Raw genomic sequence first — 16,408 nt, forward strand, 5'->3', positions numbered from 1 at the left:
ACAAAGAGACGCGTTCTGTATTCGTGTCTACCACTCACTTCTAACCAAGTCAACAGCGCGTCGAGCCTCACCGCGCCCGTCAACTGCCGAAAGGAATGCTCGGGGCGTGACCAATTGGACCGCAGAGGATCTACCGTCATTCCTCGGACGCACCGTCGTCATCACCGGTGCCAACAGTGGCTTAGGCGCGGTGACGGCTCGCGAGTTGGCCCGGGCGGGCGCCAAAGTCATTATGGCCGTGCGTGATATAGACAAGGGCACGGCCGCCGCACAACAGATGACCGGCGACATCGAGGTGCGCGCACTCGATCTGCAGGATCTGTCGTCCGTCCGGAAGTTCGCCGAAGGTGTGGACGCGGCCGACGTCCTGGTCAACAACGCGGGCATCATGGCGGTGCCCTACTCGATGACGGTTGATGGCTTCGAAAGCCAGATCGGCACAAACCATTTCGGGCATTTTGCGCTAACGAACCTGCTACTGCCCAAGCTCAACGACCGAGTGGTAACGGTCTCCTCGATCACTCATTGGCGCGGAGGCATCGACCTTGATGACCTCAACTGGAAGAAACGAAAGTACGCCGGCTATCTCGCCTACGGCCAATCGAAACTCGCCAACCTGCTGTTTACGGGCGAGCTGCAACGCCGACTCGACGCTGCCGGTTCGCGGCTGCGTTCGATCGCGGCCCATCCCGGGTACTCGCAGACCAACTTGATGAGCACTTCTGGGCGCCGCCTCGGTGACGTGTTGACTGCGGCGACGAAACGGTTGTCCACCAGCGCCGACTTTGGTGCCCGGCAGACGTTGTACGCGGTGTCGCAGGATCTGCCGGGCGACACCTTCATCGGTCCACATTTCGTCATGGTGGGCCGCAGCCAGCCAGTCGGCCGCAGCCCGACGGCGCGAAACATCGCGACGGCTGCCGCGCTTTGGGACTTGTCGGAGCAACTTACGGGAACGAAATTTCCACTATGAGCGGTCACACTTGAGCTGGCAGTCCAATGGAATCGACAGTGCGCGTTGAACTCTCGGTCCGTCAAACGCCTTCATTGCGCTCATAACGCCACGGACCATCACTGACAAGGTAAAGCCGGTGGCGTGCGCCGGCGCGTTCGGGATCGCCGGCTTCGAAACCCTCGTCGCCGCGCCACAGGCAGATGTAACCGCTCTCCGTGCGGACCACATGGCTGTCGTACTGCTCCATCGGAGCGGCGTCGAGCCCCGTCCGCGCCGCGGCGACGCTGCGGTATCGCGCGATAGCCCATGCAGTGTCACCCAGGTGGGCGGGAGCAACTCGAGCCTTCGGCGACCGTGTTCGGCGAACGTGGTTGCCGGCGTCAACCAACGATGGTCGATGATCTCACCGCCGTCGACGACCACGTCAGCTCCCGAAACCGTGCCGAACGGTCACCTGCGGACCGGTCGAGCGCCGCCTCGTGTCATCGGCCATTTTCCAGAGTATCCGTTCAGCCGTCGGCTAGCCGACGGTCGCCTCCGCTTCGCATCGTCGCTGCGAGCGCGCAGGAGCGGTAGGGAACGCGGGCAACGCCTGTCACCAGCAAATCATCACGGAAGATTGCGAATCATGGGCGTTGTCCTCGGAACACTACGGGTCGGAACCACAGCAGGGGGACCCATCGGTTGCTGACGAAAGGCGGCCAACATGAGTTAGGCACGTCGTCGGCCAAGCTTAACGCACCTAAAGAAAGACAGCAGAACGGGCTTCTAGACCGCATCGGCCGAGTAACCTCGCTGGCTGTGACCTATTTAGTCTGGCAAGAAAACCCATACCGGTCGAGCCATCGATGCGGTGCAGAGAACGACGGCTGATCCAATGTACGCGACGAGGCTTATTCGCAGCAGCTTTCAGACCGCGGCAGACGTCATGGTCGCCGGTGTGTTGCCGGTGGTCCTCACCTCGGAGCGCTATGTGGTCGGACTGATTCGACAACACCTCGCGCAGCTCGACGATGCGGCAGGCACCTCGGCGAACGGGCCTCCGCTCGCCGAAGCGGCTGCGCTCGCGTCCCCGACCGATGTCCTTCAGTCGTTGCTTGACAGGGCGATTTACAACTCGCCCGACGATAGCCTCGACGATCTCCACCGCGCTCTGCTAGAGGCAATGTTGCCCGACGAAGCACGCATCCTCGCGGCGCTGTCGGATGGGTCGACCTATCCCGTTGTGCACGTCGCGGAACCCAGCGCCGGCGCCAGCTCGGTGATGGCGCTGGAAAACGCGTCAACTGTAGGTCGCGTTGCAGGGGTTTCACTGCCCGACCACACTCCGCTCTACCTCGCCCGGATGGTGCATTTGGGTTTGGCGGTCATCGGGCCTGAGGGCCCGACCTCGATGGAGAGCGACTACGAGATCTTGCTCGCCGATGACGCTGTGAGCCTCGCGCAGGCCAAAGCGCGACGCGGAATACGTCCAGCGCGGGTGATCAAACGAACAGTGCGGATCAGCGCGCTGGGCCAGCAAGTATGGGACGCCGCGAAGTGAGGATCTATGTCGAGTTCGGTGCCATCTTCACCCACCCGTTGTGGGTTTACATCTCGATCCCACTCGGCGCCGCCCTGATCGGCTGGGCCACAAAGATTCTCGCTCTCAAGATGATGTTCTATCCGATCGAGTTCAAGGGCATCAAGCCTTACCTCGGCTGGCAGGGCCAGATTCCCCGACTGGCACCGAAGATGGCTGCACAAATGGTCGACTCGTTGACATCCGAAATCATCGCTCCGCACGAGATTTTCGACCAGTTAGATCCCGAAGAGATGGTCAACGAACTTCAAGAACCATTACGGGGGGCGACCGCAGAGATCGTCGACGTGATGATGATGTCGCTCCAGCCCCAGGTTTGGCGTGCCACTCCCGACCAGGTCAAAGACCTGATCGTCAAAGGCGTGGAAACTCGCATGCCAGCGGCCTCGCGCGCCATGTTCGAGCAGTTCCAGGGTCAACTCGACCGGTTTTTCGACGTGAGGCACATGGTTGTCACAAAGCTGGTCGGGGACAAGAGGAAGCTCGTCGAGCTCTTCGACGACATGGGCAAGACTTCGTTCAAATTCTTCGCCAGGGCCGGACTGGTCTTCGGATTCATCATCGGCCTGGTCCAGGCCCTCGCATTCGGTCTGACCGGATGGGCGTGGACGTTGCCCGCGTTCGGCTTACTGACGGGCGGCCTCACCGACTACGTGGCGCTGCAGATGATCTTCCGGCCGTTGCACCGACGCACTATCTTCCCGGGCTTCAAGTGGCAGGGCGTGTTCCAAGCGAACCGCGTGCAGATCACCCGCGATTACGCCGCGCTGATGGCCAATGAAATCTTTACCCCAAAGGCCATACTGAATGACCTTCTCACCGGCCCTATGTCGGACCAATTTTTTTACGCGATTCAAACCGAGATCCGTGAATCCATCGACAGGCAACTGGGTTTCGCGGCGCGCATCATCAACGCGGTCGGCGGCCGACAGTACCGGGACATGAAGCGGCGGATCGCTGACGTCGTGATCGCGCAGCTCCCGGAGAACATAGGCTATGTCGAGAAATACTTCTCGGAGCGGATTAACCTCGAAGAACTGATGGTCGAAAAGATGAACGAGATGGACGCGGAGACGTTCGAAAACCTGATGCGTCCTATATTCAAGAACGACGAGTGGATCATCATCGTCGTCGGTGCGGCGCTCGGGTTCCTCGTCGGATTGGGCCAGGAGCACCTGATCCTCGCACTGATTGGCAGCTGAGCCTCTTCATCATCGATCAACAGTGAGGATCGCGGTACCTGCGAACGAACCGGTGGCGTTCGACCAGACCGCGACTTCCGCCCCGGGTACCTGCCGCTCCCCACATTCACCACGAAGTTGCCTGACCGATTCGATGCAGAAGTTGGCCCCGTGGCGACGGCCGACATTGCAAGCACCGCCGTCTGTGTTGGTCGGGAGTGACCCACCGGGTCCGGTGTGTCCGTCGTTGATGAATTGTGGCGCCTCTCCCCGGCCACAGAATCCAAGAGCGTCAAGCCATTCGAACGTGATGATTGAGAAGCCGTCGTACAGTCCGGCGCAGTCGACGTCTGCGGGCCGCAGATCGGTTCGGGACCATAGGGTTTCACTGCAATGACCGATCGCGTTCGAAGTGAAGTCGTCGAGCAGTGCCATGTCGATGTCGGCCACCGCGGACATCGCCCACGAGTCGACCAGAACGGTAGGCTTACTGCATTGTCTGGCTCGCTCGGGAGTGGTGAATATGACCGCGGATGCGGAATCCACCGGGTAGTCGCAATCGAGGAGTCGCACCGGTTTGCTGACGTAGCGCGACGCCAGATACTCGTCGGCACCGAGCGGCTCACGAAATAACGCCTCGGGGTTTCGCATCGCATGACTGCGCTGGACGACGGCGTGCCGCGCGAAATCTTCTTCCGTGGCACCGAATTCGCTCATATATCGCTGCATCTGAAGGCCGCCGATGAACGCGGCCGGCAGGCTGCCGCCGAACGGCGCTGTCCACTGCTGTTGCCCGCCGACTCGGGTAGGTCCGTCGGCCGGCCCGCCGGAGGTTATCGCGGCAATCGGGTGCTCCCCCGCGCGCGGCTGACGAATGACACGCAAGGCCAGTGCGGTGTGGCACGAGCCGGAAGCGACTGCGTCCATGGCCATTACTGCCGTCTCGGCGAAAGAGGGTCCGTATAGGCTCGAGGTGAAGAACCAATTCAGGGGCAAGATGCCGAGTAGGGATCCGATCGACATTGAAACGCCGCCGGTCGTCGAAATCCCATCGATATCGCCTTGTTTCAGGCCCGCGTCATCGAGGGCGGCCGTGACGGCCTGCGTCACGAGTTGATCGTCTGAGAACGGCAGCATACGGCCCGTTTCCGAATACCCGATGCCGGCGATCGCGACGCGATTTTGCATCATGGTCGTCACCCGACGACCTCGAACAGCGGCAGGGTACAGCCCGGGGCGACTTCACGGAATGTCACTGCCAGCGGTTGTCCGATCCGCAGCTCGTCACCGGTGCAGTCGACGAGATTTGTCGCGAAGCGCAGCGGCTCCTGCTCGACGAGGTTTACAGTGGCGAAGATGTAAGGCTGATGGGCAGCGAAGTACGGATCGTAGGCCTTGCGGGGCTCTGTCCAGGTGACGAGCGTGGCCTTGCCCGATACCCGCTCGGGCTTCAGGTTTGTGCTCAGACAGGTTCGACAGACCTCCTTGGGTGGATGCAGATAGGTCGCACATGCCTGGCACCGCAGGATCAAGAGTTCATGGCGATCCACGCCGCTCCAGAAGAATTCGCTCACGCTGTCGGGCTTGGGCATCGGCGGGTAGAGCACCTGATCGCTCACGTTTGACCCCCTCCTGTGGCGCGGTCTCACTGAGGCCGCCACGGATCGTCGGATTTTTCAAATATATATAACTAAATCACGGCCAAGGGAACTGACATCGGTTCTTGACCTGTCCGTCCAACGACGCACACAGTCAGACGGCATCGACCACGACGACCTCGCTCAAGGAATGCCCAGCTAAGAGGCTGCTTACCGCCAGGTTTGACGACTGACGCCGTTTACGACACCGGAAGTGCGGGTGTGTAGCGGTCCCAGATGCCATCTCTGCATACCATCGGTATGCCGTCGAGCGATTGGGCCACCCCTCCGCCGGAACAGAGGGCCCCGAAATCACGCACTCCAACGATGCCGGGAACCGGCACCCACGTCGCCGTTGTCGGGTTGCGGTATGTGGCGTAGCAGATGAAGGTATTTCCGCTCGCGTCGAGCCCGAAGGCATAGAGTCTGGACGCTTGGCACTCCGCACCCGCGACTGCATCGGTCCTCACGTGTGCGACACAGCTTGCTCCATCACATGGCGCGGCGGACGCCGTGGCGGGAGTGAATGCGAGGGGGGCTCCGGCTATCAGCCCGGCGAGAGCAGCTCCGATCATTGAGCGGCGTACGAATCGGTTTCTCATTTTCATCCGCCTGTAGTAGGAGTGGCCGGGACTGCGATGCTCAGCTAGCGCCGGGAGGAGACATGGGCGGCATCCATCTGGGCATCTCGCCTTTGTAATATCCCCTACCGGTGCAGGTTGTTTCGCCCTTGTCGGCAATGGATTCGCACAGCATGCTGCCGCGGGTGAAGATTCGGACGATCACCCACTTGTAGCGCACCGGCGATGGCCACGTGACGCGAATCGTCGTGTCGACGCTATGAGCGTCAGGCACTGTCGCATTCATTCGCCACGGCAGCGAAACATTCTGCACCGCGACTTGGCCCGCGCCGTCGGTGTACTCGGCGTCCACCGCAGCGAGTGAGGGCGACTGCGCGAGTACCTCGTACGTCACCGACTCATCGGCGCGAGCGATTGCGGGGGCTCCCACCGCCTCGGAGCAACCCATGATCAGCGCGATCATCACTCGTAAGCCGCGAATCATGGGGTTCTGCTCCTCGGGGGCTTCGGTTCGATGTTCAGTATGACGCCTGTGGGTTGCGACACCGTCGGGTTGAACTTTTCCGCCCGGTCACCGGCCACAATCCACATAACCGGTGGACCATTCCCTCCGCGCCGGGTCCCGCTGCGACTTTCCCAACAAACTTAGGAAAGTCGGTCGCAAGCGGCGAGGTTTGCCCGCCTCTGCCGGTCATGTCAGCCGGCCGTCCACTTTCGGGCGTCCCGCATGACGTCCTTGAACGGCTTTTCGTTGTCGTAGCTCGGCTCGCGGGGGAGGCCGAGAACGCGTTCGCTGATGATGTTGCGCTGGATCTGATTGCTGCCACCCGCGATTGCGAACTGTCGCCCATAGACAAAGTTGTTGGCCGCCTTCTCCCCTGCCGAACCGGCGCCGCGCCAGGCGACCGCATTGCGCCCGGCGATCTGCATGCCGGCGATGGCGCGGTCAGGTCCGCGGGTGCCAATCGACAGCTTGATCAGCGCAGACGTGGCAGGGTTGGCCGATCCCCGCATGAGGCGCGCCGTAACGCGACGCGTGAGCGCTTCGTGAACCCAGTCTTTGGTGCGCTGGGCTGCGATTATCGGGCCGATCCTGCGCCCGCGAGCCGTTTCGCTGCCGGGTGGAGCGCAGGTCAGCGCCAACTCGATGAGATCGGAAGCCTGCTTGTTGCGGGACTGGAAGGTAGAGCGGGACAGGTCGATGTGTCCGGCTCCGCGTTCGAACATGAGCATCGAGTTCGCGACCTTCCAGCCGTCGTTCACCGACCCGATGACCATGTCCTCGCCGACCACGACGTCGTCGAGGAATTCCTCACAGAACTCCTCGCTGCCGTTGACCTGGCGGACCGGACGCACGGTGACGCGCTCATCATGCAACGGAACCTTGAACCAGGTGAGCCCGCGATGTTTGGGCACAGTCGGATCCGTACGCGCCAAACAGATCCCGTAGTCGGCGTGGATTGCGCCAGAGGACCAGAGTTTCGTGCCCTGCAGGATCCACTTGTCGCCGTCGCGACGGGCCTGGGTGCGAATTCCGGCAAGGTCGGACCCCGCGTCTGGCTCGGACAACAACTGAACCCAGATGTCCTCACCGCGCAGGATGCGCGGAATCCACTCGCGCTTTTGTTCCTCGGTGGCGTTCTGCAGCAACGTCGGCAGGACAACCCGCATCGTGACGACAGACGCGATACCGGCCGGCAGTGGCACGTCATAGCCGGCGGACTCGTCGACCCATATCTGTTGATGAGCGTCGCCGAGCCCCTGACCGCCGTACTCGATCGGGATGTTGATGCCCAGATATCCCGCGTCGTACACCCTCCTCTGCAGTGTTCGGCCAGCGGCGACTTCCTCAGCGGTCACCTCGTTCGGGATTCCTCCGTCGGATTCGGCTGTGCGTCGCGCGAGATTCGCCGACAACCATTCCCGCATCGCAGCGCGGTACTGATCGAGTTCGCCTGCCTCGCTCACAGCGCACACACCTCACAGATTCGCTCGTAGTGCCAGGCTTTTTCACACCACATACTCGTGGTGGTCCGAATTCGCCGCATGTACAGATGAAGGTCGTGCTCCCACGTGAAGCCGATTCCGCCGTGCACCTGCAGGCACTCCTGGGCAATCTGCGTTGCATACTCATCGACATACGCTGCGGTCATGGACGCGATTTCGGCGGCATCATCGGCGCCGCGGTCGACTACTCGCGCGGCCTCGGCCGTGGCGGCTTTACAGCTCTCGAGGAAGAGCAACTGGTCGGCCATGACGTGTTTGAGCGCCTGGAACGACCCGATCGGGCGGCCGAAGGCGATACGGTCCTTCGAGTACTCAACCGTCATCGAAAACATCGCGTCGAGCGCGCCCACGGTTTCCGCGCAAGCCAGCACCACAGCGATCTGCAGCTGACGCTCCAGGTTCTGGGTCGCGGCGGCTTCGGCGGAGCCGAGGACGGCCGCGGCCGGCAGGCGCACCCCGTCGAACGACACCTCTGCGACGCGACGCGAAAGGTCGTAGCACGTCAGCGCTTCGACGCCGAGACCGGCGGTCTGGGTCGGCACGATGATCTGCACCGGCTCGCCACCACACCGACCGGCCGCGAGCAGGTAGTCGCAGGACTGGGCTTCCGGGACAAAGCCGCGCACGCCTCGAAGCACGATCTGCTCGCCATCCCGCGACACCTCCAGGCTCGCTCCCGCATCCCACTCCCCTACGGAATCGAACGGGGCCCACGTCGCCACCACGTCGGCGGAGGCGATCTTGGGGAGCAGATCTTCGCGCTGCGCGTCGGTGCCGAACTCCGAGATCGCAGCGCTGACAACGTTCATTGGTATGAACGGCCCGGGCTGCAGGTAACGGCCCACCGAGTCGGCGATGGTCGTCAGGTCGACGAGCGGGCGACCAGTGATGCTGCCGCCGCCGTATTTCTCGGCGATCAGCATTGAGTACCAGCCCAGGTCGGCTGTTCGCGACAACCACGCTCTGTCGTAGCCCATCGGGTCGTCGTGGAGCATTCGGGTCGCCGCCACCGGCAGCTGTTCCTCGATGAACTGCCTGGTGGTCTGATGCAGCATCCGCTGCTCTTCGGTCAGGTCCTCGTCGTCCATCTGTGGCGTCCCTTGTGTCCGTCGTCGACGCCGCACGAGTCCACGACAGCGGCGAAGTGGCTTGCTCCACACGTCTGAGACGGTAAAGTTATGCCGCGTAGATAATAGCCGATGCATGCCCACTGAATCGCCGACGGCAGCCAGATGTTCGTCCGGGCACACATGAAGTTGAACGGAATCGGAAAAGAGGGACGCCATGGCCGATTACAAGTACCTGCTCGTCGAGAGCCATGACGGCGGGCGGGTGGTGCGCATTCTGCTCAATCGACCGGAAACCAGGAACGCCCAGAACCGTGGCCTGCTGGTCGAGCTCGACGACGCATTCATGGCAGCCGAAGCCGACGACAACGTGCGGGTGATCATTCTCGGCGGCACCGGAAAGATGTTCTCCGCCGGTCACGACGTCATGTCTCCCGAGGCGCAGCAGGAGTATCTTCCCGGGCCGAATCAGCACCCTTCGTGGAAGGTCAACGGGGGCACCCGAAAGGGCGCGGAAAGCCTGATGTTGCAGGAGTGGCACTACTTCTTTCAGAACACGCTGCGGTGGCGCAACCTTCGCAAGATCACCGTTGCCCAAGTTCACGGCAAGGTCTACTCCGCCGGACTCATGTTGATGTGGGCATGTGATCTGATCGTCGCCGCCGATAACACCGAATTCGCCGACGTCGTGGGCACCCGGATGGGCATGTGCGGCATGGAGTATTTCGCCCACCCCTGGGAGTTCGGCCCGCGCAAGACCAAGGAGTTGATGCTCACCGGCGACTCGTTATCGGCGAATGACGCTTTCGCACTTGGCATGGTGGCGAAAGTCTTTCCCGCTGACGAACTCGGCGACATGACGCTGGATTTCGCCCGGCGGGTCGCCGAAGTGCCGACGGTGGCGGCGCTGCTCATCAAGGAATCGGTCAATCAAACCGTCGACAATATGGGCTTTCACAACTCGCTCAATGCGTGCTTCTCACTGCATGAACTCAACCACGCGCACTGGGCGCAAGTGCATGACGACGGTAACCCCATGGCCAAGCCCGAGGACGGCGTGCCCGAGTGGGGCAAGACGCCACCGGTCGTACGAGCCCAGCGCGACAAGGTCAGAGACTGAAACGGTGGCCGACAAAGCGCTGCGGGTCGCCGTCACCGGACCGACGGGAACATTCGGGTTCGGTCTGATGCCACTTCTCGAGGCAGATGACCGCATCGGCGAGATCATCGGCATCGCGCGAAGCCACTTCGACCCCGTCCAGCACGGCTGGTCGAAGATGACCTACCGGCCGGGCGATGTGCGCAGCCCCACCGACCTGACCGCGGCGTTCGACGGCGCGGACGTCGTGGTACATCTGGCCTTCGCGATCACCGGTTCGCCGAAGGATCCCGCGACGTACGCGATCAACATCGACGGCACTTTGAACACCTTCAAGGCGGCCGCAGACGCAGGCGCAAAGCGCTTCGTGTTCGCTTCGACCATCTCGGCGCTCGGATTCGATCCCGACATGCCGTACGGGGTCACCGAGGAATGGGCGCCGAGGCCGATCAAATACTTCGATTACGCGCGGCAGAAAGCCAACCTCGAACGCGCTCTGACCGAACTCGAAGCCGACACCCCAGGCATCGATCTCTATGTGCTCCGCACGCCGGGCGTCATGGGTCCCCACGTCATCGGGCACAAGAGCAGCGGTAGCGGCTTGCGGCGACTGCGGCGCTTCATCGACCGAAACCGCCGGCTACCTTTGCGGATCCCAATGCCCGTGCCGCGCTTCGAAACTCAAGCCATCCACGAGGACGACGTCGGCTCGGCTTTCGTCCAATGCATACTCGGCGCCGGCGCCCCCGGCGTGTATCACATCTGCAGCGAGGGCGTGATCAGCAGCGAAGACATCGCGCGCATCTTCGGTTTTCGTCCGGTGCCGTTCGGGAAGGATCTGCTCTACCGGACGATGAGCCAAGTTGCCGCCGCCACCCGATTCCGATTCGTCCCCGATTTCGCCGCCGTCGCCGAGCTGTACAGCGTGCCGGTCATCATCGATTCCACCAAGGCAAAACAGCGACTCGGCTGGACACCGAAATGGACCGTCGTCGACACCTACCTCGACACCCTGGTAGACAGTCCCGTCACCACGAGCACCGGTAATTAGGCTGCCCGCCATGGTGGACCGCAGCGGCGACGGCCGTCTCGAAGGACGCGTAGCGCTGGTGACTGGAGCGGCCCGCGGCCAAGGCCGCTCGCACGCCATCGCCCTGGCCGGCCTCGGCGCGGCTGTCGTCGCGCTGGACGTACCGGACACGATGAACAGCGTCAGATACCCGCTCGCGAGCCGCGACGACCTCGCAGAGACGTGCGCACTGGTCGCCGAGGCCGGCGGTGTGTGCTTGCCGGTGGAGGCCGATGTGCGTGACCCCGCCGCAGTCGATGCTGCGGTGGGAACCGCCGTGGCCGATCTGGGAAGCCTCGACGTGCTCGTCGCCAACGCCGGAATCGTTTCGCCGCCGACCAAGCTCTGGGAGATTACGGACACGATGTGGGCCGAACTGGTGGGCACAAATCTCACCGGCGTCTTCCACTGCCTACGCGCCGCCGTAAAACCGATGCGCCAGAAGGGTTTCGGCCGCATCGTCGTCACGTCATCGATGGGCGGACGCATGGGCCTCCCCGACATCAGCGCGTACAACGCCACCAAGTGGGGCGTTATCGGCATGGCCAAGTCGCTCGCTCTCGAGGTGGCGAAGGAGGGCATCACCGTCAACGTGGTGTGCCCATGCACGGTGGCCACCCCGATGGCGATACCGGTGGGCAAGATCCCCGACGAGGCGATCGTGCAGCGCGCTACCCGGGTCAACCCGATCCCCGAGCCATGGCTCGAAGCCGAGGACGTCACGCGAGCGGTCGTGCACCTTGTCACCGACCCGGGCGTGCTGACCGGCGTGGTGATGGAGATCGGGCTTGGCTCCAGTGCGCGGCTCCATTGACGGGCATCACAGCGATGATGAAATTCAAACGGTGAGAGCCCATCCGATGAGCGCCCCTGCGCTGGGCTATATCGGCCTCGGGAATTTGGGCGCACCCTTGGCCAGGAGGTTGGCCAACTGGCCCCAGGGGCTGACCGTCTTCGACGTGCGCACCGAGGCGATGGCACCGCTCGAAGAGGCAGGTGCCGCAGTTGCCCACAGCGTCGCGGGTGTCGCCGCAGCCAATGCGCGGAGTGTTCTAGAACGGAGGGGCCGTTGACTCATCCAGTGAGTGTGATCACCGGCGGCGCCGGGGGTATGGGATTCGCCACAGGCAAAATCCTCGGGCGAGACCATTCGATCGTCATCAGCGACGTTGATCAGAAGGCCCTTGACGCGGCGGCAACCCAACTCGACGCCATCGGCATCCCATGTACGACCGTGTTGTGCGACGTTACGGACATCGAGTCCGTGGCGCAATTGGTCAGCGCTGCAACGGCGCTCGGGGCCGTTAAGTCGGTCATCCATACCGCGGGCCTGAGTCCCAGCATGGCCACACATGAGAAGATCATCAGGGTCAACGCCCTCGGTACGGTGCACGTGAACGAGGCTTTCTACGCGATCGCCGGTGAAGGCTTCGCGATTGTGAACGTCGCGTCCGTGGCTGCCAACGTGCTCCCTAAAATCCTGATTCCCACACGAGGGTTCAAAGTCGCGCTGCGGGATGAGGACGCGTTCATGAGGAAAATGACAGCAGTCTGCAAGATCATTCCGATGGGGTACGCCATCAGCAAGAATTTCGTAACTTGGTACTGCGCGTCGCAGGCGGAGCGCTTCGGCCGGCGTGGTGCAAGAATCCTCTCGGTGTCTCCGGGCAGCATCGATACCGCGATGGGCCGACTGGAGGAAAAAGCCGGATCGGGTGCCATGGTGGAGTTCGGCGCATTGAAGCGATTCGGCCGGCCGGAGGAGGTCGCAGAAGTGCTGGCATTCTGCGCCAGCGACAAGGCCAGCTACCTCACTGGGGTCGACATTCCCTGCGACGGCGGGGTTCTGGCGACGATCAAGCTGAGGGATGTAGTGGCCCTGGCCCGATTCGCGTTGGCCTAGCGCTGGAGCGCGAAACCTTCCTTTGCGCGAATAACTCCGATCCTCGCGGTGTCGTTTCCGACATTTCACGCAAGGATTGCCGAGGTGTCGGGGCCGTGCTTGCAGTCGCTGATGACGACGCGGGCATGGGCCAGGGATCAGAAGCTGTTGATGTTGAGGCATTCGTCACGTGAACGATTAGACGTAGCCGTTGCGCCAGGGTTCGCCGGGCGGGATGACGTGCACGCCGACTTTTCCGTCGAGCCGGCCGACCATTGCGCTGCAGGCTAATTCGGGCCCGTTGTGACACCGCAGCACCGCTGGGTTGGCGCCGCGGGAGGTGGTCACGCGGTCGAGTTCGTCGATGAGGCGATCACCGGTGATGCTGCGCTTCACCATGCCGTTGAGAAATTCGCGGGTGTGCGGCCGGCTCCGCGATGGACTACCTGACTTGTGGTGAACTATCGCAGAGTGCCGGAGCCCAGCGGCCGTGCTTCATCACGGCGGGCAGGTCCCGTAACTGTTGCAGATGTAGGAATCCCGGTCGTTCCACGCTTTGAACCACGTACCGTTCGGCGTCGTCAGGAACTTGAATTCGCCGTGTCCGCAGTAGGTGTTCCCTTCTGGAGTGACGGCACACGTCGTCTCACCTGCGCCTGGAGTGGCGTAGTTGACGTAACTGCCGGGCGGCAGCGGACGCTGCGCTTGGCCGCCGGGAAATTGGATGGCCGCCGTCCAACCGTGGTGTACCGAGCGGTTCCCGTTGAACCAGGCGATGTGTCGTTCGCCGGGAGGTATTCCCGGGATGTCACCGGTGCAGCCGAAGCTCCCCCACGTCCATATGCCGCAATTTAGTCCGGTGGGCGACAGGAACCAGACGCCGGAACTGTTGGGTATGAAGAAATCTTCGGCGGGCAGTTTGGTGTACCAGGCCGTGATGGTGTCCACAGCCGGGAACGGCGATATCGACGGATCAGGGGCCGGGTCAGCGTGTCCAGGGATCGCAGTGCACAGACCTAACGCGATCGCGGACCCGATCGCTGTCAGCCATCGACGGAATGGCATTGTGCGCATCCTTCCTCACGTTCAGGAGTTGTTGAATCCTGTAGCGCCATAGCAAGACGCGTCCCCTACATCGAGGGTGTTGGCGCAGCGGACGGTGTCTCCGAAGTAGACGCGTACCGTCACCCACCTGTTCGGCGCGGCTGCCGGCCGCCAATCAGCGCGGATCTCGGCGACATCGGTTCCCATGCTGCCAGGGTTGTCCAGCATGACCGTGGTCCGCCACGGCAAGTGCACATTCGGCAGAGCTTGGCGCCCATGTCCGTCGAAGAACTCGACGTTCGCCGACCCCACGGCGGCTGATACCACCTCGTAGGTGACGGGTACCGCAGCGTTAGCGGCGGGGGCCGTCGACAGTCCGGATGCGGCCGCGATCGCCGTGACAATGACCGCGCGACGGCGACTCATCGAATTTCCCCCATCACGGGCCGGCCAACACCACGGCGGTCAACCAGTAGCCGGTTCGCTCGTTTTGTTGCATGTTCGCGCCGATATCGGCGAAGCTGCAATCCGGAATCTTGTTGTAGCCCTGCAAAATAAGCGCCTTGATCGAGTCAGCATCGGACGTCGACGCCCCTTGGAGGAGACTGGCCTTGCTGCCGCGGTAGCCAAGAATCTTCAGGCCCGTCAGCGGGTCAGTCAGCGGTGTTTGCGTCGCCCGGTGTTCCATGTAGTCCTGGGTCGACTGGTTGATCTTGGCCGCGACCTGTTCGGCAACCGGATCGGCACGAAGCGCTCCGCACGACGTTGCGGCACGGGCCTGTGTCACCGCCGACCGCAGGTTTTCTGTGGCGTCGGCACGCGCAGCGGGCGCTGGCGCGAAACCGATGGCGAGAAGCGTCATGGTCGCGATAACCGACGGCATCCAGCGCCTGGGCCTGCCCCCTAATCTCGACATTCGTTTCTCCCGCCGCGCTTCACCAGCACACGTGGGATCGGTTGATCTGGCTGCCCGCGCGCTTGACAAATTGCACCGACGGACCAGTAAACCAATCGGGCTGGTGGGCTTTGATGCCGTCGTTGACATTACCCAGGCTCTGCCACAAGGAGTAAAAATTCTGCGCTTGGAATAGCGGCAGGTAGATGTCGCCCACATAGTCGTGGTCTATGGTGAACGCCTGCACGCGAGGGGTGATGAACTCCATCGATCGATCGATGTTTCCCGTGACAATGTCGACTTGCTGTTGGATGGGCCCGAAGCTGTAATCCCAGTCGGTACCCGACCCGATCCGGACACCCGGTCCGTTCTGCTGGATCCTGTTGAACTGCAGCCTGTCGATCTGATCTCTTAATATTTCGTATTGAGCGGTATACCACTGGCACAGTTCACGTTCGGCGTTGATGTCCGCGTCGGTTACTCGGTTGCGTGTCTTGTCGAAAGGAAACGGGAACTTCGGCACCCAGTTCGTGGGTTTGACAACGACGACCGGCAGTGGCCGGATCAGTTGGTCATCGGAAGGCATCTCCCCACCGGACACCGGATCGGCCCCTGCCGTCGCCGATGTCACCGCGACAGCCATCAACACCGCGACCGCGGAGGCGACCACCGCGGTCGTCATTTGACGCAGCGCCCTGATCATCGGCCCGCTCCCTTTATCGTCCTTCTATCGCGGCGCCGATCCCGCCGACGTCGGTGATCTGCCAGTCCTTATTGCTGTCGACGGTCACGCTGTAGGTAGCGGTGGATTGCAGGGGGTCTGGACCCTGCGCCGTCTTCGTCGTCACGCTGACAAACGCGTCGACGACATAGGCGCCACCAACCTCCGATCGCACTTTGGACGTCAGCGGCCGCGCCGTCGAATCCCATTGCAGCGGAACGAGAATCTGCTCCATCTGGTCTGCCGCCGCGCCCAGCCTTTTCTTGAGGTCGGGACTGGTTCCCGCGACGAGCTTGTCCTTCCAGGCCGGAAGATCTTTGAAGTTCATGGCCGCGGCGTTCTTGGCGTAGTCGAGGGCAATCTGTTCGGCACGCTTGGTGTTCGCCGCTTGCCGGGCTTGCTGGTCCAGTTCGTGCTTGGCGCCGACGTACAACCATGTCATCACGCCGATGCCTGCAACGAGGGCAGCGATCAATCCGGCAACGAGCAGCGCGCGAACCGAAATAGACGCCTGCAGTCGCCTGCGCTTGGCCTTGGGCTCATCCTCCGCGATGGGTGGTCCCTCGCCGTTCTTCAATGCGTCCTGCTTCGACGCTTCAGTCGTGTCCACCTCGCGCTCATCGGTCTCCTGATCGACGGACTCGGGCGCGGAGCGTTCTTCGTTGTCTGTCTTCTTATCGGTCATCAT

General features: G+C 62.5%; 18 protein-coding genes and 2 pseudogenes. 8 read left to right on the forward strand and 12 right to left on the reverse strand.

Going from position 1 to position 16,408, the window contains the following annotated elements:
- Nucleotides 1-106: 106 nt before the first annotated feature.
- Nucleotides 107-973 carry an oxidoreductase gene (locus tag AC5Y4F_RS00805; RefSeq protein ID WP_067939446.1) on the forward strand — a complete coding sequence of 289 codons (867 nt, stop codon included), beginning with the start codon at nucleotides 107-109 and terminating at the stop codon, nucleotides 971-973.
- Nucleotides 974-1,034: 61 nt separating this feature from the next.
- Here AC5Y4F_RS00805 and AC5Y4F_RS00810 read toward each other — a convergent pair whose 3' ends face one another.
- Nucleotides 1,035-1,202, reverse strand: a complete 168-nt coding sequence (locus tag AC5Y4F_RS00810; protein WP_156750216.1) for a hypothetical protein — start codon at nucleotides 1,200-1,202, stop codon at nucleotides 1,035-1,037.
- 630 nt (nucleotides 1,203-1,832) lie between these two features.
- On the opposite strand from AC5Y4F_RS00810, the gene AC5Y4F_RS00815 reads away from it, so the two are divergent.
- Nucleotides 1,833-2,498 (forward strand): Abi-alpha family protein, encoded by a 666-nt coding sequence (locus AC5Y4F_RS00815; protein ID WP_067939441.1) that lies wholly within the window; start codon nucleotides 1,833-1,835, stop codon nucleotides 2,496-2,498.
- Entirely contained in the window at nucleotides 2,480-3,739 is a 1,260-nt protein-coding gene (locus AC5Y4F_RS00820; RefSeq protein WP_067939436.1) for a DUF445 domain-containing protein, read from the forward strand. Before AC5Y4F_RS00815 ends, AC5Y4F_RS00820 begins: the two co-directional genes overlap by 19 nt.
- A gap of 9 nt (nucleotides 3,740-3,748) precedes the next feature.
- Here AC5Y4F_RS00820 and AC5Y4F_RS00825 read toward each other — a convergent pair whose 3' ends face one another.
- The 5 genes from AC5Y4F_RS00825 to AC5Y4F_RS00845 all read right to left on the reverse strand — a co-directional run bounded on the left by AC5Y4F_RS00825 (nucleotide 3,749) and on the right by AC5Y4F_RS00845 (nucleotide 9,031).
- Entirely contained in the window at nucleotides 3,749-4,909 is a 1,161-nt protein-coding gene (locus AC5Y4F_RS00825) for a thiolase family protein (RefSeq protein ID WP_499994630.1), read from the reverse strand.
- A gap of 5 nt (nucleotides 4,910-4,914) precedes the next feature.
- A complete protein-coding gene (locus AC5Y4F_RS00830) occupies nucleotides 4,915-5,337 on the reverse strand; it encodes a Zn-ribbon domain-containing OB-fold protein (protein ID WP_082947777.1) in 423 nt (140 codons plus the stop codon).
- A gap of 660 nt (nucleotides 5,338-5,997) precedes the next feature.
- Nucleotides 5,998-6,420 (reverse strand): hypothetical protein, encoded by a 423-nt coding sequence (locus AC5Y4F_RS00835; RefSeq protein ID WP_499994632.1) that lies wholly within the window; start codon nucleotides 6,418-6,420, stop codon nucleotides 5,998-6,000.
- Nucleotides 6,421-6,632: 212 nt separating this feature from the next.
- Complete coding sequence (locus tag AC5Y4F_RS00840; protein WP_067939429.1) at nucleotides 6,633-7,904, reverse strand: acyl-CoA dehydrogenase family protein; 1,272 nt, start codon at nucleotides 7,902-7,904, stop codon at nucleotides 6,633-6,635.
- Nucleotides 7,901-9,031, reverse strand: a complete 1,131-nt coding sequence (locus AC5Y4F_RS00845) for an acyl-CoA dehydrogenase family protein (protein WP_499994637.1) — start codon at nucleotides 9,029-9,031, stop codon at nucleotides 7,901-7,903. Before AC5Y4F_RS00845 ends, AC5Y4F_RS00840 begins: the two co-directional genes overlap by 4 nt.
- A 196-nt stretch (nucleotides 9,032-9,227) precedes the next feature.
- On the opposite strand from AC5Y4F_RS00845, the gene AC5Y4F_RS00850 reads away from it, so the two are divergent.
- The 5 genes and pseudogenes from AC5Y4F_RS00850 to AC5Y4F_RS00870 all read left to right on the forward strand — a co-directional run bounded on the left by AC5Y4F_RS00850 (nucleotide 9,228) and on the right by AC5Y4F_RS00870 (nucleotide 13,081).
- Nucleotides 9,228-10,130, forward strand: coding sequence for an enoyl-CoA hydratase (locus AC5Y4F_RS00850; protein ID WP_067939423.1), 903 nt, complete (start codon nucleotides 9,228-9,230; stop codon nucleotides 10,128-10,130).
- Nucleotides 10,131-10,134: 4 nt separating this feature from the next.
- A complete protein-coding gene (locus tag AC5Y4F_RS00855; protein WP_499994641.1) occupies nucleotides 10,135-11,160 on the forward strand; it encodes an NAD-dependent epimerase/dehydratase family protein in 1,026 nt (341 codons plus the stop codon).
- Between the two features lie 10 nt (nucleotides 11,161-11,170).
- Nucleotides 11,171-11,992 carry an SDR family NAD(P)-dependent oxidoreductase gene (locus AC5Y4F_RS00860; RefSeq protein ID WP_067939418.1) on the forward strand — a complete coding sequence of 274 codons (822 nt, stop codon included), beginning with the start codon at nucleotides 11,171-11,173 and terminating at the stop codon, nucleotides 11,990-11,992.
- A 22-nt stretch (nucleotides 11,993-12,014) separates the two neighbouring features.
- Nucleotides 12,015-12,218 (forward strand): annotated as a pseudogene (locus AC5Y4F_RS00865) (NAD(P)-binding domain-containing protein); the annotation flags it as partial.
- Between the two features lie 41 nt (nucleotides 12,219-12,259).
- Entirely contained in the window at nucleotides 12,260-13,081 is an 822-nt protein-coding gene (locus AC5Y4F_RS00870) for an SDR family oxidoreductase (RefSeq protein ID WP_082947773.1), read from the forward strand.
- 140 nt (nucleotides 13,082-13,221) lie between these two features.
- On the opposite strand, the pseudogene AC5Y4F_RS00875 reads toward AC5Y4F_RS00870, so the two are convergent.
- The 6 genes and pseudogenes from AC5Y4F_RS00875 to AC5Y4F_RS00900 form a co-directional block, all read right to left on the reverse strand.
- A pseudogene (locus tag AC5Y4F_RS00875) lies at nucleotides 13,222-13,483 on the reverse strand (integrase core domain-containing protein); the annotation flags it as partial.
- A 75-nt stretch (nucleotides 13,484-13,558) separates the two neighbouring features.
- Nucleotides 13,559-14,125, reverse strand: coding sequence for a hypothetical protein (locus AC5Y4F_RS00880; RefSeq protein ID WP_156750215.1), 567 nt, complete (start codon nucleotides 14,123-14,125; stop codon nucleotides 13,559-13,561).
- Nucleotides 14,126-14,146: 21 nt separating this feature from the next.
- On the reverse strand, nucleotides 14,147-14,530 hold the full coding sequence (locus AC5Y4F_RS00885) for a hypothetical protein (RefSeq protein WP_082947772.1): 384 nt from the start codon (nucleotides 14,528-14,530) through the stop codon (nucleotides 14,147-14,149).
- A gap of 13 nt (nucleotides 14,531-14,543) precedes the next feature.
- Complete coding sequence (locus AC5Y4F_RS00890) at nucleotides 14,544-14,966, reverse strand: hypothetical protein (RefSeq protein WP_156750214.1); 423 nt, start codon at nucleotides 14,964-14,966, stop codon at nucleotides 14,544-14,546.
- Between the two features lie 73 nt (nucleotides 14,967-15,039).
- Nucleotides 15,040-15,702, reverse strand: a complete 663-nt coding sequence (locus AC5Y4F_RS00895; protein ID WP_231986466.1) for a hypothetical protein — start codon at nucleotides 15,700-15,702, stop codon at nucleotides 15,040-15,042.
- A 13-nt stretch (nucleotides 15,703-15,715) separates the two neighbouring features.
- Nucleotides 15,716-16,405 (reverse strand): hypothetical protein, encoded by a 690-nt coding sequence (locus AC5Y4F_RS00900; RefSeq protein WP_067939642.1) that lies wholly within the window; start codon nucleotides 16,403-16,405, stop codon nucleotides 15,716-15,718.
- Nucleotides 16,406-16,408 lie beyond the last annotated feature (3 nt).

This window comes from Mycobacterium sp. NGS56 (assembly GCF_059812425.1).